The sequence below is a fragment of the Afipia sp. GW821-FHT04G03 genome (genome assembly GCF_059419985.1).
Map to the genome: position 1 here is coordinate 111401 of NZ_JBWKSV010000005.1, position 25477 is coordinate 136877.

The following is a 25477-nucleotide window of genomic DNA, read 5'->3' on the forward strand; positions in this document are numbered from 1 at the left end:
CGAAATCTCTCGCCTCCCAACGTCCCGCCTTGAAATCGATCCGGGTTTCAAAGGGCGATCCGTCCTTTCGTGCCTCCGCCTATATGGGCGGTAATCGCGGCGATTCGAGGGGGTCAATCATCGAACCGACACACTTTAATGTGTCCGGCCGGCCCCGAAGGACCGGCCAAACATATCGACTTACTTGAGTTCGACCTTGGCGCCAGCCTTCTCGAGCTGAGCCTTGATCTTCTCGGCTTCGTCCTTGGCAACGCCGTCCTTGACGGGCTTCGGTGCACCTTCGACGAGGTCCTTGGCTTCCTTGAGGCCCAGGCCGGTGATGGCGCGGACTTCCTTGATGACTTCGATCTTCTTGTCGCCAGCCGAAGCGAGAACAACCGAGAACTCGGTCTTCTCTTCAGCAGCGGCAGCGCCGCCGCCAGCGCCCGGAGCCGCAGCAACCGCAACAGCGGCAGCAGCCGAAACGCCCCACTTTTCTTCAAGCATCTTGGCGAGGTCAGCAGCCTCGAGAACCGTGAGGCTCGAGAGGTCGTCTACGATCTTCTGTAAATCAGCCATTGTATCTTTCCTTCAGCGTATCAGTTCGAACCAGTTGAGATGGAGAATGGCATCACGCCGCTTCACTCTTCGAGGCATAGGCCTGAACCACGCGGGCCAGCTTCGCAGCAGGCGCGGTGGAGAGCTGAGCGATCTTGGTCGCCGGCGCCACAAGGAGGCCGAGGATCTTCGCGCGCAGTTCATCAAGCGACGGCAGCGAGGCAAGCGCCTTCACAGCGTCGGGATTCAGGACAGTCGTTCCCATCGCACCGCCAAGGATGACGAACTTTTCGTTCGCCTTGGCGAATTCGACGGCAACTTTCGGTGCTGCAACCGGATCGTTTGAAGTCGCGATCACGGTCGGCCCCTTCAACAGGGAGCCGATGGAAACAACATCCGTGCCTTCAAGAGCAATTTTGGCGAGACGATTCTTCGAGACCTTCACCGAGGCGCCAGCCTGCTTCATCTGCGTACGCAGGTTCTGCATCTGGGCAACGGTCAGGCCGGAATAATGAGCTACGACCGCAACGCTGGTGGTTTTGAAAACCCCATTCAGCGTGTCGACCGCCTCTTTTTTTGCCGCTCGTTCCACAGCAAGCTCTTTCCGGTTGGCGGTCCGCTTGAGACAGAACCGCCGGGTTGCACCGATCGTCCTGCCCGCTAAGCCTCGAGACATTCATCTCTCAACACGTCGGGCACGACGACATTTCGGAAGCCTGCCCTCTCACCCTGACCCGCCTTGCGGCGCGCTAGAGCGAGGTGTCGAGGTTCGAACCAAATCCGCAGCCGCTACCGAATCGGCAACGGGTCACGAAATCCGGTTTTCACCCGTCTGTGCAGGAGATTAAGCGAAGCTGTTTCCACAAGGGATTCGGCCAGGCACCTGCAGTCTTGGACAGGATGGAGCTTTCTCCGGCTTTTGACACCTGAGAGAGCCCCGGCTCATTTTCGTCAGTCAAAACAAGGGTTTCCGTTCCTGTGAGCAATCCATGCGGAATGATCGACGAGGAATGAACTCCTATGGGTTTGATTTTCGGAAAACGAACACGGACGCGCCAGCGACAGCCAGCACGCCCGGAAAGGAATGTTTAACGGGTCCGGATTGGGTTGCCAAGGGGATTCTGAGTTCCCAAAGCATTTTCCGGGCCAAAAACTCGTCGTCGCAGGAGAGATTTCGGCCGACCCTTTATGTATTCCGCGTCCTGACTTATTTCAACCCTTTGTATTTATTGGAATTTTCGGACATGCCGCGCCTTCTGCGGCCCATGCCTTGATCAGCTCGCCGAACTCCTTCTGGGTTCCCGGTGCTGGCGTCCGGTTCGCACCGGGAGACCAGGCCCAGCCAACCAGACTGTCCTCGGCCATATGCTTCACAAGCGCGGCCATGTCCTTGCCGTCGTTGCGCTTCGGATCCTTGATCTGCTCGCAGATCTGCCCGAGCGACTTGCCCTGCCACGCCATTTCGAGCGGCGCGAGGTGCCATTGCGGATGGCCCGGCACACCGGCCGGATCGAAGTTCGTCTCGTGGTGGCAGGTGTTGCAGGCCAGACCGCCAGCCGCACCCATGCCGCCCTCGCCGCGCACCACCAGCGGCTGATGCGGCGTCATCTTGTTGGTCTGCGTCGGGCGCTCGGTCGCCGGATGGCAGTTCATGCAGCGCGGCGACATGATCACCTTGCCGGCTTCCTCGAACAGCGCAACGGCACGCTCGTTCTTGTTCTTGATGCTGTCGAAGCTCGAAACCGGCTTCAGCGTCACCGGATTGACCGCGGGCTCCATCGCGGCATCCGCCTCGCCGCGAAATGCGGGTCCAGCGAATGCAAGCAACGTCGCGGCGACTGCGCCTGCCGCGAGCGCCATCGCACCTTGCCTGATCACACTCATGCCGATGCTCCCGGCACGATCGGCAATTGCCGCGGACGCACCTGTCCCAGTTTGGCCATCGCATTGGCGACCGCAGGACCGATCGGCGGCACACCCGGCTCGCCGACACCGCTCGGCTTCTCACTCGACTTGACGATCGTGACCTCGATCTCCGGCATCTCGTTGATCCGTAGCGACCGATAGCTGTCGAAGTTGCCCGGCACCACGCGGCCTTCTTCCATCGGCACATCGGCATAAAGGATATGACCGAGACCGAAGCCGATGCCGCCTTCCATCTGCGCGCGGATGATATCCGGATTGACGGCGACGCCGCAGTCCACCGCGCACCAGACTTTATGAATCTTCGGACCTTCTTCGGTCATCGACAGTTCGACCACCTGAGCGACGAACGTGTCGAAGCTCTCGACCACCGCAACACCGCGCGCACGGCCGGGCTCAAGCTTTGCGTTCTTCCAGTCCGACAATTCCGCAACCGCGCGAAGCACGCCGGCATGACGCGGCTTCTTGCTCATCAGTTCAAGCCGGCCTTCCACCGGATCCTTTCCGGCAGCCTCCAGCAATTCATCGACGAACGCTTCAACCGCGTAGCCGGTATGGGTATGTCCCACCGAACGCCACCACAGCACCGGCACGCCGACATCGACCTGATGCAGATCGCATTTGAAGTTGGCGACATCGTAAGGGATTTCATTCGAGCCTTCGTAGGCCGTGGCATCCATGCCGTCCTTCATCGTCATAGCCTCGAACGGCGATCCCTTCATGATGGACTGCCCGACAATGGTGTCGCTCCATGCCACGATCTTGCCGTCCCGCACCGCGCCGCGCATCCGATGCACGCTGAACGGACGATAGTAACCACCGCGCATGTCGTCCTCACGCGTCCAGACCAGCTTGACGGCCTTGCCGGGACCGATCGCCTTGGCGACTTCGGCGAGCTCAATCGCTATATGCGTCGTCTGTTGCGCGCGGCGGCCGAAACTTCCGCCGGCCAGGATCGTCTGCAACCGCACCTTTTCCATCGGAAGGCCCAGCACCTGGGCGATAGCTGCATGATCCGGCGTCGGGAACTGGCTGCCATAGCGCGCATAGACCGTATCGCCTTCCCATTTCAGGAAAGCATTCAGCGGCTCCATCGGCGCATGCGCAAGATATGGAAACACGAATTCGGCTTCGATAACGCGTCCGCCGGGCTTCGCAAGCTCGGCCTCCATGTCGCCGTCCGACTTGACCACCTTGCCGGGCGTCTTCGACAGCGCGCGGAAGTCGGCCAGGATTTGTTGCGTGCCGCGCTTTTCGGTTTTGCTGTCGTCCCATGTGATCTTCAGCAGATCGAGCGCCGTTTTCGCAGGCCAGAAACCCTTGGCGTAAACCGCGACGCCGCTCGGTACGGTCTTGAAATCGACGACGCCCTGCACCGCCTTCGCAGCCGTCGCGTCAAACGAGACAACCTTAGCACCGAAGCGCGGCGGCCGCGCAATCAGCACCGTCAGCATGTCCGGTTCGTGAATGTCGAGCGTGTAGACCGCGGTCCCGTTTGACTTCTCGAAGCTGTCGAGACGCTTGACCACGCCTTCCTTGCCGATCAGCTTGAACGCCGACGGGTCTTTCAGTTTCGGATTGGCTGGCACCGGCAATGCATTCGCCTTCTCGGCGAACGCGCCGAAGCGGCCTTCCTTGCCGGACGGATGCTTGATGACGCCGTTCTCGACCGTGATTTCAGCCGCAGGCACATTCCATTCGCTGGCCGCCGCAGCCACCAGCATTTCGCGCGCGGCCGCGCCGACCTTGCGCATCTGTTCGTAGGAATTGGCGATCGCTGTGGAACCACCCGTACCCTGCACGCCGAACGCCAAATTCTTGTAAAGAACCGGATTGGATGGCGCGTGATCCGCGCGCATCTGCGCCCAGTCCGCATCGAGTTCCTCGGCCACGAGCGTCGCCATGCCGGTGAACGGACCCTGCCCCATCTCGATGTGCTTGCAGAGCACCGTCACCGTGTTGTCCGGCTTGATGATCAGAAAGGTGTTCGGCGTGATGTTCACCTGCGCCGCGGCCGGCGCGCCTTGCGCGAATGCCTTGCCGCTCCGTGCGAGATACACTCCGAGCACGAGGCCGGCTCCGCCCTTCAGAAGATTCCGCCGCGAGAGCGAGGACGCAGACTTGATGGTGTCTTTGATATGCACGTTCATGGCTCAGCCCTCCAGCGACTTGGCGGCATCGTGGATCGCGGCACGAATGCGGACATAAGCGGCGCAGCGGCAGATATTGCCATTCATCGCGAGATCGATGTCGCGATCATTCGGTTTCGGGTTGAGTTCGAGCAGCGACGTCGCGCTCATGATCTGGCCGGACTGGCAATAACCGCATTGGGGCACATCGAGTGCGACCCATGCCTTCTGCACGGCCTGAGCCTCGCGGCTCTTGATGCCTTCGATGGTGGTGATCTCGCTTGCGCCGACCGCCGACACCGGCAGCGAACATGATCGCATCGGCTGGCCGTCGACATGCACGGTGCACGCGCCGCATTGCGCGACTCCGCAGCCATACTTGGTGCCCATCAATCCCGCGCCGTCGCGGATAGCCCAGAGAAGAGGTGTTTGCGGGTCGACATCCACACGATGTTCGCCGCCGTTGATCTTGAGTGTAAAGGCCGCCATGGCCGCATTCCTTCTGATGACGTCAGAAGGCGAGTCTACATTCGACTCGTTCTAAGCAGCAATCAAACTAATGTGCAGCGCAGCGCTGAATATTTTTCCGCGTGCAAGGAACGAAGCCTCGCAATCTGCGTTGCGGCTTCCTACATATGTCAGCATCCACGACATAGATGATGACAGTTTTATTTTTCGGTATCACGTCACCGGATAGCGCAGCGGCTTGCCCGAAAAAAAAGCATCCAGATTGGCTAGCACGCAATCCTGCATGGCGACATGCGACTCGACCGTGTGTCCTCCGATGTGCGGCGTCAGCACGACATTCGAAAATTTCGTCAGCGCGTCCGGTGCGTGCGGTTCTTTTTCGTAAACGTCGAGACCCGCGCCGGCGATCACATTGTTCTCAAGCGCAGCCACCAGCGCCTTCTGGTCGATCACCGAGCCGCGTGAAATGTTGACGACCGTCCCTTGCGGACCGAGCTTCTTCAGAATGTCGGCGTTGACGGCATGCTGCGTGTCGGCTCCCGCGCGAACCGCAATCATCAGAATGTCGGACCATTCCGCCAGCGCGGCGAGCGACGCGTGATAGGCATACGGCACGTCGTGCCTGCTGCGGCTGTAATAGCCCACCTCGGTCTCGAACGCCGCGCAGCGCGCCGCGATCTTGCGGCCGATTTCGCCCATCCCGTAGACGCCGATCTTGCGCCCGGTCATGCCCGGACCCGGCCGCATCGACGGCGACGGCTTCGCACCCGACCATCCGCCGCTGCGAACATAGTCGTCCGCAGGCAACAAGCGGCGCGTTGTGGCCAGCATCAGCGTCATGGCCAGATCTGCGACAGAGGCAGCATTCGCGGCCGGGCTGTTGCCGACGGCGATATTCCGCCGTGCGGCTTCCGCCAGATCGACGCCGTCATAGCCGGTGCCGTAGCAGATGATCGCACGCAGCGACGGCAGCGTGTCGAGCACCGACGACGGGATCACCTGCCCGCCCGCCGTGATCATCGCGCGGATCGGTTTCAACTGTTCGGCTGTGAACGTTTCGATCGGCGGCTTGCCCATGCCGTCGAGCAATTCGTAATGCTCGCCGATGCGCACCATCTGGGCTTTTGGAAAACGCGAATAGATCAGGACTTGCTCGGGCATGTTTCGTCTTCCAGCAGAACTTCCAAAGAAAAAGGCGGAACAGGTTTGATCCTGCTCCGCCTTTCAAACATTCATATGCTCGCGTCGATCAGGAGTTGAGGCTGCCCGGCTCGACCTTGACGCCCGGACCCATCGTCGACGAAACGGCGATGCGCTGCACGTAGGTGCCCTTGGAGCCCGCAGGCTTCGCCTTCACGACTGCGTCGGCCAGTGCCCTGATGTTCTCGACGAGCTTCTCTTCCGAGAACGACGCCTTGCCGATGCCGGCCTGCACGATGCCGGCCTTCTCGACGCGGAACTCGACCGAGCCGCCCTTGGCGCCCTTGACCGCGTTGGCGATGTCCATGGTGACGGTGCCGATCTTCGGGTTCGGCATCATGCCACGCGGGCCGAGCACCTTACCGAGACGACCGACCAGCGGCATCATGTCAGGGGTTGCGATACAACGATCGAAGTCGATCGTACCGCCCTGCACCTTTTCAACGAGGTCTTCAGCACCGACAACGTCTGCGCCTGCTGCCTTGGCTTCGTCAGCCTTGGCGCCACGCGCGAACACGCCGACGCGCAACGTGCGGCCGGTGCCGTTCGGGAGAGTGACGACGCCACGGACCATCTGGTCGGCGTGACGCGGATCGACGCCGAGATTGATCGCAATCTCGATGGTCTCGTCGAACTTCGCGCTGACGCGCTCCTTCACCATCTTGATCGCTTCGGTGAGCGGATAGAGATGTTCGCGATCGATGCCCTCGCGAGCCTTCGCGAGCTTCTTGCCAATTGCCATGATCGTTACCCCGCCACCTGGAGACCCATCGAACGGGCAGAGCCCTCAACCATTTTCATGGCTGCTTCGACGGTGTCACAGTTGAGATCCTTCATCTTCTTCTCGGCGATCTCGCGAATTTGCGCAGAGGTCACCTTGCCCGCGGAGTCGCGGCCCGGCAGCTTGGAGCCGGACTGGATCTTCGCCGCCTGCTTGAGAAAGTAAGACATCGGCGGGGTCTTCATTTCAAACGTGAACGACCGGTCCGCATAAATGGTGATGACCACCGGGATCGGGGTGTTCTTTTCTTCCTTCTGCGTCTGCGCGTTGAACGCCTTGCAGAATTCCATGATGTTGAGGCCGCGCTGACCGAGCGCGGGACCGATCGGTGGCGACGGGTTCGCCGCACCGGCCGGCACCTGAAGCTTCAGGTATCCGGTCACTTTCTTAGCCATGCTTTACTCCTTCAAACGATCCGGACCATTCCGGACCTTCTTAGGACCGTGGTGCGGTTCAACAGGCGGCTGGCGACCGGCTGTCTCCTCCCACGGCATTCTCACCGTCCTTGCAATCGCAGGGACGGAAACGATCAGACCTTTTCGACCTGACCGAATTCCAGTTCGACCGGCGTCGCACGTCCGAAGATCGACACCGCGACCTTCACGCGCGAGCGCGCCTCGTCGATTTCCTCGACCACGCCGGAGAACGACGCAAACGGGCCATCGGCCACGCGAACGTTCTCGCCGATCTCGAACGACACCGACGCCTTCGGCCGCTCAACGCCTTCCTGCACCTGATGCAGGATGCGCATGGCCTCGGCTTCCGAAATCGGCATCGGCTTGTTTTCCGCGCCGAGGAAGCCCGTCACCTTGGGCGTGTTCTTGATGAGATGGAACGCCTCGTCGGTGAGGTTCATCTTCACCAGCACATAGCCCGGGAAGAACTTGCGCTCAGCGTCGATCTTGCGGCCGCGGCGCACTTCCGTGACCTTCTCGGTCGGCACCAGCACCTGTTCGAACAGGTCTTCAAGTCCACGCTGCTTGGCCTGCTCGCGAATGGATTCGGAGACCTTCTTTTCGAAGTTCGAATAGGCGTGAACGATGTACCAGCGCATGCTCATTGTTTCGGTTCCGCGCTCAGGCCTGAATGCCAAGAATGAAAGTAACCAGGACGCGAATGATCTGGTCCGCGACGAAAAAGAAGATCGAGGACACCGCGACCATAATGAAGACCATGATCGTGGTGATCACGGTTTCGCGGCGGGTCGGCCAGGTGACCTTGGCGGTCTCCGTGCGCACTTCCTGCAGGAATTTGAACGGGCTGAAAGCCATCGTCGGTGATCCGCATCCATAATGCCGGGAACGTCGTTTCCTGGCGTGATTTCAGGTATTTCAGGAATCCGGACAGCCCTCTCGTGCGCCCAACCTCTTTTGAAGGATGAGCCGCAAAGCGGGCTCGATTGTCCGGGGATTTCAATGCCGCGCCGGATATCCGTCAAAACGGGCCAGCAGCAGGTGCCGTTATCTACTGCGGGACGGGCGTCAGGTCAAGGTACGGGAAAAGACCCAAAGGCCGGAAAAGGCCCTGCCTGTCAGGCCAAATCCGGCAACACCGGAACCCGCGAACCTCCGATTTTCGCCCTCGCCGGACACTTCGGATGGACGGGTAGCCCGGGCCGGCCAAGAACCGGTCAAGACCTCGTTTTCGTTCACCTGCTCATGTTCTTTATTCCGTGGTCGATCGAAAAGAAGCGGCATTCGATCACGCGGATTCGTTCGAGCGGACTTTGGCCGTTCTGGTAAATCATGGCCCAACGATCCGGGAGGAATCATATGCGAAAATCCATGATTGCACTGGCCGTGCTTGCGACAGCGACGCTGTTCGGCGCGCGCGCCGAAGCGGTGGAGTATCCTTACTGCGTGACGGCGACCGAAGGCTGGGGCGCTTACATCGAGCGTTGCGATTTCTCGACGATGGAACAATGCCAGATGACGGCGCGGGGTTCGAATGGAACCTGCTCGACCAACTGGCGGCTTCAGTTCACGCGGCCCGATCAGCAATCGCAGCCGGCCAGACGCCGCGGCTACTGATCCGGACCCACAGGGTCGCGCGCGAACACCGCTTTGCAGCTGTCAAAAATGGTTGGGAGAAGAAGACGTTCTGCCAGTAAGTGAATTTTTTACTGGCAGGAGCGGCAGGGCTCGAACCTGCGACCCTCGGTTTTGGAGACCGATGCTCTACCAACTGAGCTACGCTCCTACAGGCCGCCTCTATAGCGAACCATTTTCGCTCCGTCACGCCCTGTCTTGGCGATTTTAGGGGCGATTTCCCTCAGAAATTTCCTCTCAAGGAACCCCGTCTCCAGCGATTGCCGCCATCCGGCGCGCCGCGTAGGCTGCGACAAAGCTCAAACGGGTGGGGAAAGAATCGGTTTGCCGCTTCGCAATGCAATAGGCAGCATGTCGCTTACCCACCGACTGCTGGCGCTTACCCTCGTTGTGTCCCTGCCCGGCCTCGCGGCAGTCAGCTATGGCGCTTTCGACCTCCGGAATGCGCGCTACGCCGAAGTACGCGCCGATGCATTGCGTAACGCGCAGGTCGTCGTGTCCGAGATCGAGCAGATTTTCGGCGGCATCCAGAGCGCGATGCACGCCGTCGCAGAGGCGGACGAGGTCAGCCGGCTCAATAGCACCGCCTGCACCGACTATATCGTCCGGGTCCGCCCCAACGTCGAGCCGCTGACATCCATTCTGATCGTTGGACTGGACGGCAACATCCGCTGCTTCAGCGAACCGAGTCTGGCATCGCCAAATCTCGCGAACCGCGATTACTTCCGTCAGGCCATCGATCAGAAAAAGTTCGCGATCGGAACATTTATCGCCAGCAAGGTGTCGGACCGGAACGTCATTCCGATGGCGATGCCGATCATCCGCGACGGCAAGGTCGAAGGCGCCGTAGCCGCCGGTCTCGATCTTGAGTGGCTCGGCCGGCGGTTGAAGCAGCGCGGCGTGCCGCAAGGCGGAACGATCGTGATTGCAGACCGCAACGGCATTGTGGTCTCCCGCGAACCGTTCGGCGAAAAATATATCGGCGCAAAGCTCAGCGACAGCCTCGGCCGGATCGACAACTCCGTGGCGGGCGCTGAAGACATTGTCGGTCTCGACGGCATCTCTCGCATTGTCGGCTATGTGCCGGCTGCCCTCACACCATTCGGCCTGTATGTCAGCAGCGGCATCTCGCGCGAGGAAGCCTTCGGGCCGATCGACCGCGCCGTGCGTAACAGCTTCGCGCTGTTCGCGCTGGGAACCGCGGTCGCATTCCTGCTGGCATGGCTCGTCGGCGAAGGCATCATCCGCAGGCCGCTGATGCGCATGGTGGCGACCGCGGAAGCGTGGCGGCGCGGCCATGACGCGGCGCGAACCGGCATCGTCGGCCGCAGCGACGAGATCGGAATTCTCGGACAGACCTTCGACCGGCTGATGGACGAGAACGCGATGCGCGAGGAACAACGCGCCACCGCGGAGGAACGCCGCGAGATTCTGGTTCACGAACTCGCGCATCGCGTCAAGAATACACTCGCCACCGTGCAGTCCATTGCATCCTTGAGCTTTCGTCACAGTCAGGGACCGGAAGCACTGCGCCAATTCCATGATCGCCTACAGGCGCTGGTGCGCGGCCACGATCTGCTGACCCGGAAGAACTGGCAGCACGCCGATCTGTCCGAGGTGGCCGAAGCCGCGATGGCTCCGTTGCAGGAGGAACGGGGGCATCGTGTCGTGATTTCGGGGCCGCCGGTGGACTTGCCCCCGACAACGGCCGTGCCGATGGCGATGATCATGCACGAACTCTGCACCAACGCGCTCAAGTACGGCGCTCTGTCGAACGAGACCGGCCGCGTTACCATCGGCTGGATGACGCGCGACGAGCCACAGGGCACGGCCATCAGTCTGATATGGAGCGAGAGCGGCGGGCCGGTCGTCCACCCGCCTGAGGAAGAAGGCTTCGGCACGCGGCTGATCGCCAATCTCAGCCGGCAGTTGGGCGGCGACAGCAGTTTCCGTTATCCGCCGTCGGGCGTTGTCTGCCATATCAGCCTGGTGGCGCCAAAAAACGAGCCGCGGGATTGAACCCGGGCCAGGTCAGGCGCGCCTAAAACGTATGGTTTGAGCAAGAAAACCCGGCCAACGACTGAAGACATGTTGAGAAGTCGCGGTTTTTCTGGTAAATATAGCCAATTGCTGGACTTATTTGTTTTTTGGCTACTCGGGGTGATTGGCCTTGCGCTTCATCCATTCAGTCCTGTTAGGGACAATCGCTTTGGTGTTCAGTTCGACTGTCGGGCTGGCGGAAAAGCGCGTTGCATTGGTCATCGGCAATTCGGACTATCAGAACGTCGCGCGGCTCGCGAACCCCGCCAACGATGCCGCGGCCATGGCAGCGACGTTCAAGAATGCCAAATTCGATGTCGTTGAATCCCGCAACGATCTGTCCGCGATCGCCATGCGTCGCGCGCTGCGGGATTTTGCCGACAAGGCGCGCGATGCCGACATCGCGGTGGTCTATTACGCGGGTCACGGCATCGAGGTCGATGGCAATAATTACCTGATCCCCATCGATGCCCAGCTGGATCGCGACACCGACGTCTATGACGAGACATTCGCGCTCGACCGCATTCTGGTCGCCGTCGAGCCGGCCAAGCAGTTGCGCCTCGTCATCCTCGATGCCTGCCGCGACAATCCGTTTTCAAAAACGATGAAACGCACTGTCGGCGCGCGCGCCATCGGACGCGGGCTCGCCAAGGTCGAGCCTTCAAGCCCGAACACCATGATCGCCTTCGCCGCGAAGGCCGGCTTCACCGCCTCCGACGGCGAGAGCAAGAACAGCCCGTTCGCCATCGCGCTGGTGAAACATCTCGCGACCCCCGGCCTCGATCTGCGCAAGGCGTTCGGATACGTCCGCGACGATGTTCTGAAAGTCACCAACAACAAGCAGGAACCTTTCGTCTACGGATCGCTCGGCGGCAACGATGTCGCGCTGGTGCCGGCCGTGGCAGCACCTGCGACGGCCACGGCGCCTGCCGCCAGCACCGATTCGAATTCCGCGATCCGGCGCGATTACGAACTCGCCGAACGGGTCGGCACGCGCGAGGCATGGGACTTCTTCATCGCCACCTATCCCGACGGTTTCTACGCCAAGCTGGCGCAGGCCCAGCGCAACAAGCTGACCGCCGAGGAAGCCCGTCTCAAGGCCACTGAAAAAGCCAGAGTGGCGCAGGACGAACAGACGCGTCTCGCCATCGAGGGTGCCAAGGCCGCCGAGCAGGCCAAGGCTGCGGCGCAAGCCAGGGCCGCCGAGGAGGCGCGCGTTGCCGCAGAGAAAAAGAAGGCTCTCGAAGACACGAAGGTCGTTGAAGCGGAGAAGGTGAAAGCCGCGGCGCAGGCCAAGGCCGCCGAGGACGCCCGCATCGCCGCTGAGAAAGCCAAGGTTGCTGAAGCCAAGGTTGCTGAAGCAAAGGCAGCCGAGCAAAAAACAAAAGACGCCACGAAAAAAGACGACAGGACGGTCGGCCCGCTCGCGGCTTTGACGCCGCCGGATCAGGCAACCCAAACAGCGCCTAAAACGGAACCGGCGACGGCCGTCGCGGTGGCCGACGTCCCTCGCCTGCTGCAAACCGAGCTGCGCCGCGTCGGCTGCAACACCGGCGCCGTCGACGGCAACTGGAATGCGGCTGCGCAGAAATCAATGGCGCTGTTCAACCAGAGCGCCGGCACCAAGCTCGACGTCAAGGTGGCGAGCCTCGACGCGCTGGATGTCGTGAAAAGCAAAACGGCGCGCATCTGCCCGCTGATCTGCGACCACGGCTTCAAGGCCGACGGCGAGCGCTGCGTCAAGATCACCTGCAAGGCGGGCTTCGAGGTCGGCGACGACAATACCTGCGAGCGCATAGAGGTGAAGAAGCCGGTCGCCAAGCGCGATTCCGGAAAAGGAACGGCTGACAGACCCGCAGAACAGCCGAAGTCATCGGGCGGAGGTCAATACATCTGCGGCCAAGGCGGATGCCGGACAGTCGCAAAGGGCTGCCGGATCGAGCGAAGGCCCGGCTATCAAGGGATGATGTACAACGCCGAAGTCTGCGGCTAGGAGCAGCCCTCCCGCTCTCGATGTTGCCCTATCGCCACTGGCCAATTGCGATGTTCTGGACCAATCTCGGCATACCGCTGGGTAAGTAAGGCTTGCGCCTGCCGGCGAACACCAAGAAACGCCGGAGACCCCATGAACGTCCACGCATCGCCGACCGCCGCCAAAGCCACGCCCGCCCTTCCTTCCGCAAAGCCGGACAGCATCGGGCTTTCCCCGCTTCGCCTGCAGCGGATGCGCGACGCTTATCAGCGCGAGATCGACAAGGGCACGACGCCCGGCGTGGTGTCGATGGTCGCACGGCGCGGACAGATCGGCTGGTTCGAGGCACAGGGCAAGCAAAATCCCGCTGACAGCGCGCCGATGGCGACGAACAGTATCTTCCGCATCTTCTCGATGACCAAGCCGCTGGTGTCACTCGGCATCATGATGCTGGTCGAGGACGGCTATCTGCTGCTGAACGATCCGCTCGCGAAGTACATTCCGGAGTTCGCCAGTCAGAAGGTCGGTATCGAACGCAACGGCCAGCTCGAGTTTGCGCTGCCGCTCCGCCCGATCACGATTCAGGATCTGTTGCGCCACACTTCGGGCATCTCCTACGAGATCACCGGAGCCGGCATGGTGCAGCGGATGTATGCGAAGGCGAAGACCTTCCGCCGCGACATCACCAGCGAAGAGCACGCCAAGCTGATCGCCAGCATGCCGTTGATGTGCCAGCCGGGCGCGGAATGGAACTACAGCCGCTCGACCGATATTCTGGGCCGCGTCATCGAGGTGGTCTCCGGCAAGACACTCAGCGCCTTCCTCGGCGAGCGCATTCTTAGCCCGCTCCAGATGAACGAGACCGGTTTCCACACCGCGGAAAGCAACAAGCCGCGCATCGCAGAGCCTTTCCCCACCGATCCCTGGACCGGCGACAAGGTGGCACTGTTCGATCCGCTGGAAATTCCGAAGATGGAATCCGGCGGCGGCGGACTGGTGTCGACCGCGATGGACTACGCCCGCTTCTGCCAGATGCTGCTGAACGGCGGCGCGCTCGACGGCAATCGCATCATCGGACGCACGACACTCGCGTTGATGGCGTCCAACCATCTCGCTTCAGGCGTCAAGGTGGAGTCCCACCTGCTTCCGCCCGGTCACGGATTCGGCCTCGGCTTCGCCGTCCGCACCGATGCAGGTTTGGCCCCTTATGCGGGCTCGGTCGGGCAATTTTTCTGGAGCGGGGTGGCGGGCACGTTCTTCTGGATCGATCCGAAGGAAGACCTGTTCGCGATCTTCTTGTCGCAGGGACCAGGCCAGCGCGAATACTTCCGCACGCTGGTGCGCAGCCTCGTCTATGCGGCGGTGGAGTGAACTTCTTGCCCCGGACGCGGCGCAACGTGAAACGTTGCGACGCTGATCCGGGGCCGTTGCAAGAGCAATCTTTCGTACGGTCCCGGCTCTGCGGAGCAGCGCAAGCGCGCTGCACCGCGTCCGGGACAAGTGACCGCCAATGATTCAACTAATCGTTGCGCCGCCGTCGATCACCATCGACTGGCCGGTCATGAAGTTGCCCGCGGCCGAACCCAGGAACACCGCCGCGCCTGCGATTTCATCGGGAATGCCGATGCGCAGCAGCGGCGAGCGCGCGGTGGACGCCTTGAGATTGTCGGGATTGTCCCACAGTGCCTTGGCGAAATCGGTCTTGATCAGGCCCGGCGCGATGCAATTCACGCGCACATTGTGCGGGCCGTACTCGCAGGCGAGATTGCGCGCGAGCTGCATGTCGGCCGCCTTCGAGATCGCGTAAGCGCCGAGAATGGTCGAGCCCTTCAGGCCGCCGATCGACGACACGATGATGATCGAGCCGTCCTTGCGTTCGATCATCTGCGGTACAACCATGCTGATGATCCAGTTGTTGGCGACGATGTTGTTGCTGAGAATCTTGTTGAACTGATCGTCCGAGATACCGGCAAGCGGTCCGTAATACGGATTCGACGCCGCGTTGCAGACCAGCACGTCGATCTTGCCGTAGGCCCTGGTGCTCTCATCGACAAGGTTCTGGAGATTCTCCTTGCTTGAAATATTCGCGGCAACGGCGATCGCCTTGCCCTTTCCGTACTTGTCGTTGATCTCTTTCGCGACCTGATCGCATTGGTCCTGCTTGCGCGACGAAATCACGACCTTCGCGCCGTGCTCCACCATGCGCTCCGCAATGGCGCGGCCGATGCCTTTGGTCGATCCGGTGATGACTGCCGATTTTCCGGTCATGTCGAACAAGGTCATGCGTTTCTCTCCCCTGTGATGTTCCGGCGTGGCGCCGTTATTGATTATCCGAGCTTGTTGGTGACTTCCGGCCCGGCCGGCTGATGCATGGCGTCGTGGGCATGGCTTGCGATCCACGGCTGCTGGTTGATCATCGGCACGCGCCAGCCGCTGTGCCCCTCACTCGACAGATAATCCAGCCGCGTCACAGAACAATTATCGATGGTGAAGGCAAAGCCTGCGCCTGCTTCAAGCCCGAGCGCGTGCGCGATGGCCGCCTTGATCGGGCCGCCATGCGACACGCAGATGACGTCCCTGCCCGCGTGAGCGGCGTTGATGCGCGCGATACCGGCCACCGTCCGGTCTGACAGATCGTTGAAGCTCTCACCGCCCGGCGCGCGTTCGTCGGCGGGCGCGAACCAGTAACTTGCTATCGACGCCGGACGCGCCGCGAAGAACGCCGCACGGTTCATGCCCTGCCATTCGCCGAGATCCTGCTCGGCGAAGGCCTTGTCCTGATGCATTTGATCGGGCTTTGCCAACCCCGCCGCCCAGATCGCAGCGGCGGTTTGATGCGTGCGCTTCAGGTTGCTGGAAAACCAGACGGCATTCCGCGGCAGGAATTTCGCAACGCCCGCGAACACGACCTTGTCGCTGCAATCGCAGCCAATGTCGGACTGGCCATAGATATTGCCACCGTCCTCGCGCACCGGCGCGTGACGCACCCACCACCAGCGCGTCGACGTGACGCCCGCAGGAACGGCGTGCTGCGCGACGAATGGTTTGGCGGGAGACTGCGACATCAGATCGGCTTGCCGGCGTAAGGCATCGACGCGGTGAGCCCGCCGTCGACCGGAAACGCCTGACCGTTGACATAGGATGCCTCGTCGCTGGCGAGGAACAGCCCCATCGCCGCGAGTTCATGCGGCCGGCCCGGACGCTTGAGCGGATTGAGCTGACCGATCTTGCCTTCGGTGCCGCGCTCCTTGGCGTTGTCGAAAATCGGTTTGGTCATACCGGTCTCGATCAGTCCGGGGCAAACCGCGTTGATGCGGACGTTGGTGCCCGAGAGAGAATACGCCGTGGTCTGCACAAGGCTGATGACACCCGCCTTGCTCGCGGCATAGGGATGACCGCTGGCGTTCGCCTTCAGGCCCGCTACCGATGCCGTGCAGACAATCGCGCCGTGCCCCTGCTTCACCATGTGCGGAATCGAATGCTTCACCGCGAGGAACGGCCCGATCAGGTTGACACGCAGGACTTCCTGCCAATGCTCCGGCGTCTGCTCCGCAAGCGGGATCAGCCCGCCGCCGATTCCGGCGTTGGCCCAGATCGCATCGAGCTTGCCGTAAGTTGAGATCGCCTTCGCGATGTAGGCCTTCACATCGGCCTCGGATCCCGCGTCCGCGATGACAGCCTCGGCGGTGCCGCCGGCCTTGCGCACCTGCTCGACGGTTTCCTTCACGCCCTCGGTCTTGTCCACCGCGATCAGCTTCGCGCCTTCCTTCGTGAACATCAGCGATGCCGCGCGGCCGATGCCGCTGCCTGCGCCGGTGATGATGACGGACTTGCCCTCGAGGCGACCCATGACGTTCTCCGGAGTTTCAGGAATTGAAAATGCGCGCGATGCCGCGCCACACTGTATCTGTCTTGATTGCGTTAGCTGGCGCCCGCCTTCTGCGCGTAAGCCCATGACGCCTGCGCCAGCGGGATGCGCCGCGACGCGGACTCAGCCGCCTTGGCGTTGGCTGCGGTGCCGTCCTGGATACGCTTGGCAATTCCTTGCACGATGCCGGCGAGCCGGAACAGGTTGTAGGAGAAATACCAGTTGAGGTCGGCGATCGGCGGCACGCCCGCCGCCTTGCAATAAATCGCCTCGGCCTCTTCCATGTTCGGAATGTTGAGCGCCTTGAAATCCGCGCCTTCCAGTCCCGGCATGGTCCACTGCATCAGCAGGTAGGCGAAATCCGCCATGGGATCGCCGAGCGTCGACAACTCCCAGTCGAGCACGGCCTTCACCTTCGGCTTGTCCGAATGAAAGATCATGTTGTCGAGACGATAATCGCCGTGCACCACCGAGACGCGCTTCTGCTCCGGCACCGTCTTCGGCAGCCATTCCATCAGCTTGTCCATCTCCGGAATCGGATCGGTTTCCGAGGCGCGGTACTGCTTGCTCCAGCGGTCGACCTGACGCGCGAAATAATTGCCCGGCTTGCCGAAGTCGCCGAGGCCGATCTTGTCCGGCTCATAGCTGTGCAGCTTCGCCAGTGTTTCGATCTTCGACGTGAACACCGCCCGCCGTTCGGCAGGCGCAAGATCCGGCAACGTCGGATTCCAGAACACGCGCCCCTCTTCCATCGACATGATGTAGAAGGCCGCGCCGATCACGGCATCGTCCATGCACAGAGCATAGGCGCGCGCGACCTCGAAGCCCTGCGCATGCAGGGCCGCGATCACCTTGAACTCACGATCCACGGCGTGAGCCGACGGCAGAAGTTTGCCGAACGGCTTACGCCGCATCACGTAAGAGGTCTTCGGTGTGTCGAGGCGGTAGGTCGGATTCGACTGCCCGCCCTTGAACTGCGTGATCGTGAGCGGCCCTGCATAACCCTCGACATGCGAGGCCATCCAGTCGGCCAGATTCGCTTCATTCACACGATGGCGCTCCTCCACCGGCATTGTGCCGGAGAAATCAGCGTCGTTCCTCACACCGAGACCCATACCGTCTCCCAATCTTTTTATTTCAGTTATTGATTGGAATACTTCCGAAGCTCAAGCCGCGCAATGGCCCGGTTGTGAACCTCGTCGGGTCCGTCCGCCAGACGCAGCGTGCGGATGCCAGCGTAGGACTTCGCGAGACCAGCTTCGTCGGATACGCCCGCAGCGCCGAATGCCTGGATTGCATCGTCGATGATCTTGAGCGCGATGTTCGGCGCCGCGACCTTGATCATCGCAATCTCGAGTTGCGCGGCCTTGTTGCCGACCTTGTCCATCATGTCCGCCGCCTTGAGGCAGAGCAGACGGGTCATATCGATATTGGTGCGCGCTTCGCCGATGCGCTGTTCCCACACCGACTGCTCGATGATCTTCTTGCCGAACGCCGTGCGCGAGGACAGACGCTTGACCATTTTTTCGAGCGCAGCTTCGGCTGCGCCGATCGTGCGCATGCAATGATGGATGCGGCCCGGACCGAGGCGGCCCTGAGCGATTTCGAAGCCGCGGCCTTCGCCAAGCAGGATATTGCTGGCTGGCACGCGCACATTCTCGAGCAATATCTGCGCATGGCCGTGGGGCGCGTCGTCGAAGCCGAACACCGGCAGCATCTTCTCGATCGTGATGCCGGGCGTGTCGAGCGGAACGAGGATCTGCGACTGCTGCTGGTGCTTCGCAGCGCCCGGATCGGTCTTGCCCATCAGGATCGTGATCTTGCAGCGCGGGTCACCTGCGCCGGATGACCACCACTTGCGGCCGTTGATGACGTAGTGATCGCCGTCGCGCTTGATGCTGGTTTCGATGTTGGTCGCGTCGGATGACGCCACCGCCGGCTCGGTCATCAGGAACGCAGAGCGGATTTCGCCGTTCATCAGCGGCTTCAGCCACTGGCGCTTCTGCTCCTTGGAGCCATACCGCATGAACACTTCCATGTTGCCGGTATCTGGCGCCGAGCAGTTGAACACTTCGGAGGCCCAGTAGAAGTGACCCATCTGCTCCGCGAGCGGCGCATACTCAAGGTTGGTCAGGCCTGCGCCGCGGAATTCATCGTCTTCATGCTCGTTTGGCGGCATGAACATGTTCCAGAGGCCTTCGGCCTTCGCCTTCTTCTTCAGGTCTTCGAGGACCGGAATCACTTTCCAGCGGTCACCCTTGGCGTCCTGCTCCTTGTAGATCGGAGCCGCGGGGCGAACGTGCTTGTCCATGAACGCGATAACGCGGTTGCGCCATTCGTTCTGGCGATCAGACATCGTGAAGTCCATGGGAGGTCCTCTCTTGTTGTTAATTGGAAGTCGTCTTGCAACACTCGCAACCGGCTGTCCACCCGACATGAACGTCAGCACTATTGACGTTGTCTCATTTCGGTTGTGCCGCCTTGCCGCGCCGCAATCTTGCTGATAGGTTGATTTCATACATTTGTTTGAATGGCAAGCGACAATCAAACGAATGTTTTATTTCATTCCGCAGTGTGGAATGCGCGCTGGCACCTCTCACTTTTGCATGGCTTCGATGTCGAGCGATCAGACGAAAACCGCAATTCTCACCGCCGCCGAGATGCTTTGGGCGGACCGCAGCTTTGGCGAAGTCACCATGCGCGACATCGTCGCCGCGGCCGGCGTCAATCTCGCGGCGGTGAACTATCATTTCGGGTCCAAGGACGAACTGCTCGCGGACCTGTTCGTCAGCCGCACCACGGTGCTGAACCGGGAGCGCTTCGCCGAATTAAAGGCTGCCGAGCTGGACGGCGGTGGCCGCCCCAGCGTCGAGGCGATCCTGCGCGCACTGGTCGGCCCGCCGCTGCGCTGGTGCCTCAGTCCCGATTTGCAGCGTTCTGCAGCCGCGCGGTTCATGACCCGGGCGTCGGTCGAGACGGTGCCGCCAATCAAGAAGATCGTCGATCGCGAGTTCCGGCATCTCCAGCGATTTGCAACCGCGCTTCGCGTGGCCCTGCCCCATCGCGACGAGGCCGACATCTACTGGGGGCTGCACTTCGCGCTGGCGATGATCCGGCAGACCATCACCGACAGCGAGCGGCTGAAAAAACTGTCGGGCGGGCTGTGCGATCTCAACGATACCGACGACATCATCCGGCGGATCGTCTCCGTTGCGCGGGACGCCCTGGTGGGTGGCTCCAACGCCGCCGCGCCGATCGCGGTCCGTGCGTCGGGACTTCGCAAGTCCTGACGTCATTCCGCGCTGGCTCGTCTCGCGCCGGCGCGTCGCGCGTTCATGATCTCAAGGCACTTGATAGTCTCAAGACAAAAAGAAAGTGCGGCGGAAAACCGCCGCACTTTGCAATTCCTGGCACCTCGCGTTGCGCAAACGCCCGCGATTGAACTGCCGATCAATATGGGCAGATCGTCCGGCCCCAGCGCGGGCTCCAGTAGCAGCCGCGCACCGCAGGAGCGACGAAGCCAAAGCCGTAACCTCGGCCGCGGCCATACCCGCGTCCGCGACCGCGGCCCCAACCGCCACCTCGCCCACGTCCGCCGCCACGGCCTCTGCCGCGCGCTTCTGCCGTCGTCGACGTCGCCGCCGAAACCAGCAATGTCGAGCCGATCATACTGACCGAATAGACGAGCACCAAAGCCAGCGCCGCAAGACTGCGCTTGAAAAAGTTCGAACGTGTCGTGTTCTGGGCCATATGAGGAACCTCCAATTTCCGAGAAGCGCCTTAGACACTTCTTCGCATTTGTCGCTTCAGGCCTGCGTCCCGTTCAGGCAAGTTCTCAAATTCGATGATCCAAATAGCGGAGCATCGCACGATTCATCCGGAGCAAGACTAGGGGCAAGTCCCCTCGCCGGTCAAGCAACGGCACGATCCGACACAACAATGTCTTGCGCTTTAAGTTCCCGAAAACGCCAAACATTGTCTTCATCCGGCCGCGCACTATGCTGATCGAATGCCGCGCACTATGCTGATCGAATAATGAATACCGGATGAACCATGGATACCTTCGCAATTGCGAGATGTTCATGAACCCTTCAGGCAATTGCCATCACTAATTTGTAGCCAGGTCGCTCCCGAAAGTTGGTCCATGCCTAAAAAACATACCTATGTTCTCGGCCTCAATACTTACGACCATGATGTCAGTGCTTGTCTTTTACGGGACGGCGAGATTGCCTTTGCGATCGCCAAGGAACGCATCACCCGCGATAAGCACGCCAGCGGCTTCTACAAGGACGTCATCGACTACTGCCTCAACGCCGAAGGCATTTCGCTGGACGACATCGATCTGGTTGTCCGCAATTGTTACATCCTGCCCGTTCCCGAAATGGAGGAGCGGCTGATCTATCAGGATCTGCCGGGCTTCCTGCCGGAATATGAACGCGCCGACGCCAAGAAGCACCCCTGGTTCCGCTCAAACTCCGACAAGGTGGTGTCGATCTCGCATCACCTCGCCCACGCCTACAGCGCCTTCGCGGTCTCCCCTTACGACGACGGCGTCATCATGATCGTCGACGGCGTCGGCAGCTATCGCTCCGACGTCAACGAACCGTTTCCCGAGACCGACACGGCCACGCCGCTGGCCCGCGAGTCCGAGAGCTATTACAAATTCAACGGCACGAAGCTCGAGTGTCTCAAGAAAGTCTGGATGGAGCCGGACCGCGGCTTTCTCAGCGACGAATTCTACAACATGCCCGGTCTGGGCGCGCTCTACAGCCGCGCATCGACCTACATCTTCGGCGACTGGAACAAGTGCGGCGAGTTGATGGGGCTCGCCCCCTACGGACGCCGCGAAAACGTCAAGCCGCTGATGCAGCTCAAGGACGGGAAGCTCGACGTTCCGCGTTGGAGCGCCGACCTCAACAAGCCGTTCGTGATGGACAGCGACCAGAAATGGGAAAGCAGCCCGTCGATGAAGCACTGGGAGGATCTGGCCTGGCGCGTTCAGGACGATACCGAGAAGGTGCTGCTCGGCCGCGCCGCATGGCTGCGTGAAACCACCGGCGCGACAAATCTCTGTATTGCCGGCGGCGTCGCACTGAACTGCGTGGCCAACGGACGCATCGCGCGCGAGTCGGGATTCCCGAATGTCTGGATTCAACCGGCCGCCGGCGACGACGGCATCGCCATCGGCTGCGCCTATTACGGCTGGCACGAGATCTTGAAAAAGCCCCGCACCTTCGTGATGAAACATTCCTACGTCGGCAGGCCCTACACCGATGCGGAAGTGAGCGCCGCAACCAGCAAGTTTCTCGTCCGCATCCAGACCACGCAGACGCAAAGTGACAACATCGCGAAGGACACGGCCAAACTGCTCGCCGATCAAAAGGTGATCGGCTGGTTTCAGGACAGATCCGAGTTCGGACCGCGTGCGCTGGGCAATCGCAGCCTGATCGCCGATCCGCGCAAACCCGAGATGAAGGACATCCTCAACAGCCGCGTCAAACATCGTCAGCCGTTCCGGCCGTTCGCGCCGATCGTGCTTTACGAGCGCGCGAAGGAAATTTTCGAAGGCGAGGAAGACTCGCCCTTCATGCTGATCGCCAAGAACGTCAGGCCGGAATGGCGCGACAGGATTCCCGCCATCGTCCACGTCGACGGCACGGCGCGGGTTCAGACAGTCCGCGAAGAAACCAATCCGACGTTGTACCGGCTGCTCAAGGAATTCGATGCTCTCACCGGCGTGCCCGTGCTGATCAACACGTCGTTCAATGTGAAAGGCGAACCCATCATCGAGACGCCGCGCGATGCCGTGATCTGCTTCCTGACCACCGGCATCGATCATCTCGTCATGCACAACACGCTGGTCTCGAAGACCGCGCTGCATAAGGTCGTGGGGCCGCTCGTGAACACCTACACCGATGTCGCCACCATGGTGGTGTCCAACATGAAAGCGTGATGCCGACGCCGTCGCGCGCTGCGGCCAAAGCCGCGCGCAGCCCTGCATTTTGTGCTCTGCGATAACGGCGTCTGCCCGGGACGGATCGATTGCGTCCTCCGCATTAGTGCCTAATATGAAGGCAGGACCGGCGCCAGAAGGCTGGGTGCTCATGACAATCGAAAAGTGCATCGACGAATACGACGCCTCGGAGGTCGTTTTCGAGGAGGGATCGGCTGGCCGCGAATTGTTCGTGGTGCTGAGCGGCAAAGTCGACATCGTCAGGAATGCGGGAGCGGACAGGACGCTGCTTGTCACCCTCGGCAAGGGCGAGTTCTTCGGCGAGATGGCCGTCATCGACGGCTCGGTGCGTTCGGCGACGGCGATCGCGGCAGAGGCTGGCACGCGGGTGATGCGCATCAATCACGCCCGCTTCGTGTATCTCGTCAGTCAGCAGCCGGCTTTCGCGCTGATGATCATGGACGCGCTCAGCAAACGGTTGCGCGCGTCGAACGCGGTCAACTTCAGGACCGCAGCGCCATGAGCGAGCGCAAGCCATCTCCTTTTCCGATCCTTCTCAACAACGATGTCTGCTCGCTGATACAAGCCGCCGAGGATGTCTATCAGATCCGGTTCAAGAACCGCGCCGCCAACGCCTATCTGGTCCGAGGCAGCAAGCGGACGATCCTGATCGATGTCGGCCTGTCCTCGAATTTTCCGCAGTTGCAAGAATGCCTGCGGCATGCCGGCGTCGAACCTCCCGACATCGACATGGTCGTGCTCAGCCATGAGCATCTCGACCATATCGGCGCGGCGTTCCATTTCGGCGGCAGAACGATCATCGCGGCCCACCGTCTGGCCGCGAACAAAATCATGCTGCGCGATGACTTCTCGATGCTGCGCAAGATGTTCAACGAGCCTGACGTTCCGATCGACATCGACATCTGGCTTGAAGAAGGCAACCTGATCGATCTCGGCAACTTCAAGCTGAACGTGATGTACACGCCCGGTCATACCTCGGCGTGCATCAGTCTGTTCGAGCAGGACAAGGGATTGCTGTTCGCCGCTGACACGCTGATGCCCGGAGGTGTGATGGGCGGCGTGTTCGGGTCTGGAAGCATCAGCGACTACATTCAATCGCTGGAGCGGCTGCGCGGACTGAACTCAAAAATCCTTCTGTCCGGGCATGGCCGGCTGTCGGATACGCCTCAAGACGACGTGAAAATCGCAATCCAGCGCTCGCATGCGCTGCTGTCGGACACGGCGCAACTGTTCGATGCGCTGGATGCGCGGTCGAATTTCGAGCCGATCATGCAGTCGGTGCGCGATCTCAACAAGCTCGACGATTCGTGAGGCGTGCTGCGTGTTTTGGAGCGGGTGAAGGGAATCGAACCCTCGTATTCAGCTTGGAAGGCTGCTGCTCTACCATTGAGCTACACCCGCGGCGCGGCGAGCACTAGCATGGCCGCTCCGAGGTCTCAACAATTACGATTTGCGCCAGAAGGCGGCCGGAACCATATGCCGGACTGGCGGTTTTTGCTGTAACCCCCTCGAACTGGGAGAATCTGTGATGCGCAATGCAATTTTGGCCGCACTGGCCCTCTCAGGCGTCGCGCTCCTCGGCGTCGGATCTGCCGAAGCGAGGACCTATCGCTACTGCATGGTCGAAGGCGGCTGGCGGTCGTCCGGTCCCGGCACCTGCTATTACGATACCTATGCGCAGTGCATGGCGAGCGCATCGGGCATACGGGCCTACTGCCAAGTCAATCCCTTCTACGCCTTCGCCGAAAGGCCGCAGCGGCGAGGCCGCCGGGTTTATCGCGAGTACTGAGCAGCGTTCGGGATTCGAGGGCGTGGTCGTTAGCGGTCGCGCTCCCCACGCTCCCGGTACGATCCAAGGCGTGACAGAAACGCCAGCACAAGGCCGATTCCGAACAGCGAAAATCCCATCGTGAATATCTTGGACAGTCCCGTCGTCGGCCCGAGCGTGGCATCGCCCACGGTGGTGAGAGCCACCACGCTGAAGTAAGCCGAATCCAGCCACGACCAGCCTTCGACGGCGTGATAGAAAATCGAACCGGTCAGCAGCGACATCAGCAGCAGAAAAACGATCGCCTGAAACTCGGGATCGCGCAGTCCGTACCAGAAGCCCAGAGACAGACGGACAAGCCCCAGACCCAGCGATCTCATCGATTCGACCTCGTGCGGGAATTCCCCCGAATCGAAGTCTACACATTTGCGGCCGGGCATCGTCCACTGCCCCAAACAAAAATCGCCCGGAAGTGGCTTCCGGGCGATTTAATATGGTGGGGGAAGAAGGACTCGAACCTTCGAAGCCATACGGCGGCTGATTTACAGTCAGCTCCCTTTGCCACTCGGGACACTCCCCCGCTTGACGCCATCGACACCCTCATCCACCCGAACGGGGGTGGCTGAATGGCCATGGATGACGGTAAAAAGCGTGCCCGTGAACGGGCGCCCGGTCGGCGCGTTTATGGGCGAAGCGGCGGGGTAAAGTCAACCAAGGCAGTGATAATTGTGACATTTCCATCCGCGCTGCCCGAAGCCTGAAATTGCCA

Annotated in this window: 26 protein-coding genes and 3 tRNA genes; 9 read left to right on the top strand and 20 right to left on the bottom strand. The window is 61.1% G+C overall.

Features of this window, described 5'->3' with window-relative positions:
• Positions 1–180: 180 nt before the first annotated feature.
• The 10 genes from rplL to secE form a co-directional block, all read right to left on the bottom strand.
• The gene (rplL, locus tag AC07UB_RS22140; protein ID WP_492789998.1) at positions 181–558 is read right to left on the bottom strand and encodes a 50S ribosomal protein L7/L12; all 378 of its coding nucleotides are present in this window, start codon (positions 556–558) and stop codon (positions 181–183) included.
• 52 nt (positions 559–610) lie between these two features.
• Positions 611–1129 (bottom strand): 50S ribosomal protein L10, encoded by a 519-nt coding sequence (gene rplJ / locus AC07UB_RS22145; RefSeq protein ID WP_492792649.1) that lies wholly within the window; start codon positions 1127–1129, stop codon positions 611–613.
• A 620-nt stretch (positions 1130–1749) separates the two neighbouring features.
• On the bottom strand, positions 1750–2421 hold the full coding sequence (locus AC07UB_RS22150) for an Isoquinoline 1-oxidoreductase subunit (protein WP_492789999.1): 672 nt from the start codon (positions 2419–2421) through the stop codon (positions 1750–1752).
• On the bottom strand, positions 2418–4610 hold the full coding sequence (locus AC07UB_RS22155; protein ID WP_492790000.1) for a xanthine dehydrogenase family protein molybdopterin-binding subunit: 2193 nt from the start codon (positions 4608–4610) through the stop codon (positions 2418–2420). Before AC07UB_RS22155 ends, AC07UB_RS22150 begins: the two co-directional genes overlap by 4 nt.
• Positions 4611–4613: 3 nt before the next feature.
• On the bottom strand, positions 4614–5078 hold the full coding sequence (locus AC07UB_RS22160) for a (2Fe-2S)-binding protein (RefSeq protein WP_492790001.1): 465 nt from the start codon (positions 5076–5078) through the stop codon (positions 4614–4616).
• 192 nt (positions 5079–5270) lie between these two features.
• Positions 5271–6218, bottom strand: coding sequence for a 2-hydroxyacid dehydrogenase (locus AC07UB_RS22165; RefSeq protein WP_492790002.1), 948 nt, complete (start codon positions 6216–6218; stop codon positions 5271–5273).
• Positions 6219–6306: 88 nt separating this feature from the next.
• The gene (rplA, locus tag AC07UB_RS22170) at positions 6307–6999 is read right to left on the bottom strand and encodes a 50S ribosomal protein L1 (protein ID WP_492790003.1); all 693 of its coding nucleotides are present in this window, start codon (positions 6997–6999) and stop codon (positions 6307–6309) included.
• 5 nt (positions 7000–7004) lie between these two features.
• Positions 7005–7433, bottom strand: coding sequence for a 50S ribosomal protein L11 (gene rplK / locus AC07UB_RS22175; protein WP_492790004.1), 429 nt, complete (start codon positions 7431–7433; stop codon positions 7005–7007).
• 134 nt (positions 7434–7567) lie between these two features.
• Positions 7568–8098, bottom strand: a complete 531-nt coding sequence (gene nusG, locus AC07UB_RS22180) for a transcription termination/antitermination protein NusG (protein ID WP_006021087.1) — start codon at positions 8096–8098, stop codon at positions 7568–7570.
• Between the two features lie 16 nt (positions 8099–8114).
• Positions 8115–8309, bottom strand: coding sequence for a preprotein translocase subunit SecE (gene secE, locus AC07UB_RS22185; protein WP_492790005.1), 195 nt, complete (start codon positions 8307–8309; stop codon positions 8115–8117).
• A 501-nt stretch (positions 8310–8810) separates the two neighbouring features.
• On the opposite strand from secE, the gene AC07UB_RS22190 reads away from it, so the two are divergent.
• Positions 8811–9068: a DUF3551 domain-containing protein gene (locus tag AC07UB_RS22190; RefSeq protein WP_492790006.1), complete on the top strand. Its 258-nt coding sequence runs from the start codon at positions 8811–8813 to the stop codon at positions 9066–9068.
• 93 nt (positions 9069–9161) lie between these two features.
• Here AC07UB_RS22190 and AC07UB_RS22195 read toward each other — a convergent pair.
• Positions 9162–9237, bottom strand: a tRNA-Trp gene (locus tag AC07UB_RS22195).
• A 200-nt stretch (positions 9238–9437) separates the two neighbouring features.
• On the opposite strand from AC07UB_RS22195, the gene AC07UB_RS22200 reads away from it, so the two are divergent.
• From AC07UB_RS22200 to AC07UB_RS22210, 3 genes are all read left to right on the top strand, one after another.
• Positions 9438–11105, top strand: a complete 1668-nt coding sequence (locus AC07UB_RS22200; RefSeq protein ID WP_494654929.1) for a sensor histidine kinase — start codon at positions 9438–9440, stop codon at positions 11103–11105.
• A gap of 193 nt (positions 11106–11298) precedes the next feature.
• A complete protein-coding gene (locus AC07UB_RS22205) occupies positions 11299–13119 on the top strand; it encodes a caspase family protein (RefSeq protein WP_494654931.1) in 1821 nt (606 codons plus the stop codon).
• 132 nt (positions 13120–13251) lie between these two features.
• Positions 13252–14469 carry a serine hydrolase domain-containing protein gene (locus tag AC07UB_RS22210; RefSeq protein WP_494654933.1) on the top strand — a complete coding sequence of 406 codons (1218 nt, stop codon included), beginning with the start codon at positions 13252–13254 and terminating at the stop codon, positions 14467–14469.
• Positions 14470–14613: 144 nt separating this feature from the next.
• Here the strand turns inward: AC07UB_RS22210 and AC07UB_RS22215 are convergent, their stop codons facing one another.
• From AC07UB_RS22215 to AC07UB_RS22235, 5 genes are all read right to left on the bottom strand, one after another.
• Positions 14614–15381, bottom strand: a complete 768-nt coding sequence (locus AC07UB_RS22215) for an SDR family NAD(P)-dependent oxidoreductase (RefSeq protein WP_492790011.1) — start codon at positions 15379–15381, stop codon at positions 14614–14616.
• 44 nt (positions 15382–15425) lie between these two features.
• Positions 15426–16163 carry a histidine phosphatase family protein gene (locus AC07UB_RS22220; protein ID WP_492790012.1) on the bottom strand — a complete coding sequence of 246 codons (738 nt, stop codon included), beginning with the start codon at positions 16161–16163 and terminating at the stop codon, positions 15426–15428.
• Positions 16163–16948 (bottom strand): SDR family NAD(P)-dependent oxidoreductase, encoded by a 786-nt coding sequence (locus tag AC07UB_RS22225; protein ID WP_492790013.1) that lies wholly within the window; start codon positions 16946–16948, stop codon positions 16163–16165. The genes AC07UB_RS22220 and AC07UB_RS22225 overlap by 1 nt, the downstream gene beginning before the upstream one ends.
• A gap of 71 nt (positions 16949–17019) precedes the next feature.
• Positions 17020–18081, bottom strand: coding sequence for a phosphotransferase family protein (locus AC07UB_RS22230; RefSeq protein WP_492790014.1), 1062 nt, complete (start codon positions 18079–18081; stop codon positions 17020–17022).
• Positions 18082–18107: 26 nt separating this feature from the next.
• The gene (locus AC07UB_RS22235) at positions 18108–19334 is read right to left on the bottom strand and encodes an acyl-CoA dehydrogenase family protein (protein ID WP_492790015.1); all 1227 of its coding nucleotides are present in this window, start codon (positions 19332–19334) and stop codon (positions 18108–18110) included.
• A gap of 247 nt (positions 19335–19581) precedes the next feature.
• Between AC07UB_RS22235 and AC07UB_RS22240 the strand changes: the two genes are divergently transcribed.
• The gene (locus AC07UB_RS22240; protein ID WP_492790016.1) at positions 19582–20256 is read left to right on the top strand and encodes a TetR/AcrR family transcriptional regulator; all 675 of its coding nucleotides are present in this window, start codon (positions 19582–19584) and stop codon (positions 20254–20256) included.
• Between the two features lie 160 nt (positions 20257–20416).
• Here AC07UB_RS22240 and AC07UB_RS22245 read toward each other — a convergent pair whose 3' ends face one another.
• Entirely contained in the window at positions 20417–20716 is a 300-nt protein-coding gene (locus AC07UB_RS22245) for a hypothetical protein (RefSeq protein WP_492790017.1), read from the bottom strand.
• Positions 20717–21110: 394 nt separating this feature from the next.
• Between AC07UB_RS22245 and AC07UB_RS22250 the strand changes: the two genes are divergently transcribed.
• The 3 genes from AC07UB_RS22250 (at position 21111) to AC07UB_RS22260 (ending at position 24251) form a co-directional block, all read left to right on the top strand.
• On the top strand, positions 21111–22919 hold the full coding sequence (locus tag AC07UB_RS22250) for a carbamoyltransferase family protein (protein ID WP_492790018.1): 1809 nt from the start codon (positions 21111–21113) through the stop codon (positions 22917–22919).
• 151 nt (positions 22920–23070) lie between these two features.
• A complete protein-coding gene (locus tag AC07UB_RS22255; protein ID WP_492790019.1) occupies positions 23071–23442 on the top strand; it encodes a cyclic nucleotide-binding domain-containing protein in 372 nt (123 codons plus the stop codon).
• Entirely contained in the window at positions 23439–24251 is an 813-nt protein-coding gene (locus AC07UB_RS22260) for an MBL fold metallo-hydrolase (RefSeq protein WP_492790020.1), read from the top strand. The genes AC07UB_RS22255 and AC07UB_RS22260 overlap by 4 nt, the downstream gene beginning before the upstream one ends.
• A gap of 16 nt (positions 24252–24267) precedes the next feature.
• Here AC07UB_RS22260 and AC07UB_RS22265 read toward each other — a convergent pair.
• Positions 24268–24341 (bottom strand) — tRNA-Gly (locus AC07UB_RS22265).
• Between the two features lie 127 nt (positions 24342–24468).
• Between AC07UB_RS22265 and AC07UB_RS22270 the strand changes: the two genes are divergently transcribed.
• Complete coding sequence (locus tag AC07UB_RS22270; RefSeq protein WP_492790021.1) at positions 24469–24729, top strand: DUF3551 domain-containing protein; 261 nt, start codon at positions 24469–24471, stop codon at positions 24727–24729.
• Positions 24730–24758: 29 nt separating this feature from the next.
• Here AC07UB_RS22270 and AC07UB_RS22275 read toward each other — a convergent pair whose 3' ends face one another.
• Together AC07UB_RS22275 and AC07UB_RS22280 are read right to left on the bottom strand one after the other, a co-directional pair.
• Positions 24759–25088: a potassium channel family protein gene (locus AC07UB_RS22275; RefSeq protein ID WP_492790022.1), complete on the bottom strand. Its 330-nt coding sequence runs from the start codon at positions 25086–25088 to the stop codon at positions 24759–24761.
• Positions 25089–25202: 114 nt separating this feature from the next.
• Positions 25203–25288: transfer RNA gene (locus AC07UB_RS22280), tRNA-Tyr, on the bottom strand.
• Positions 25289–25477 lie beyond the last annotated feature (189 nt).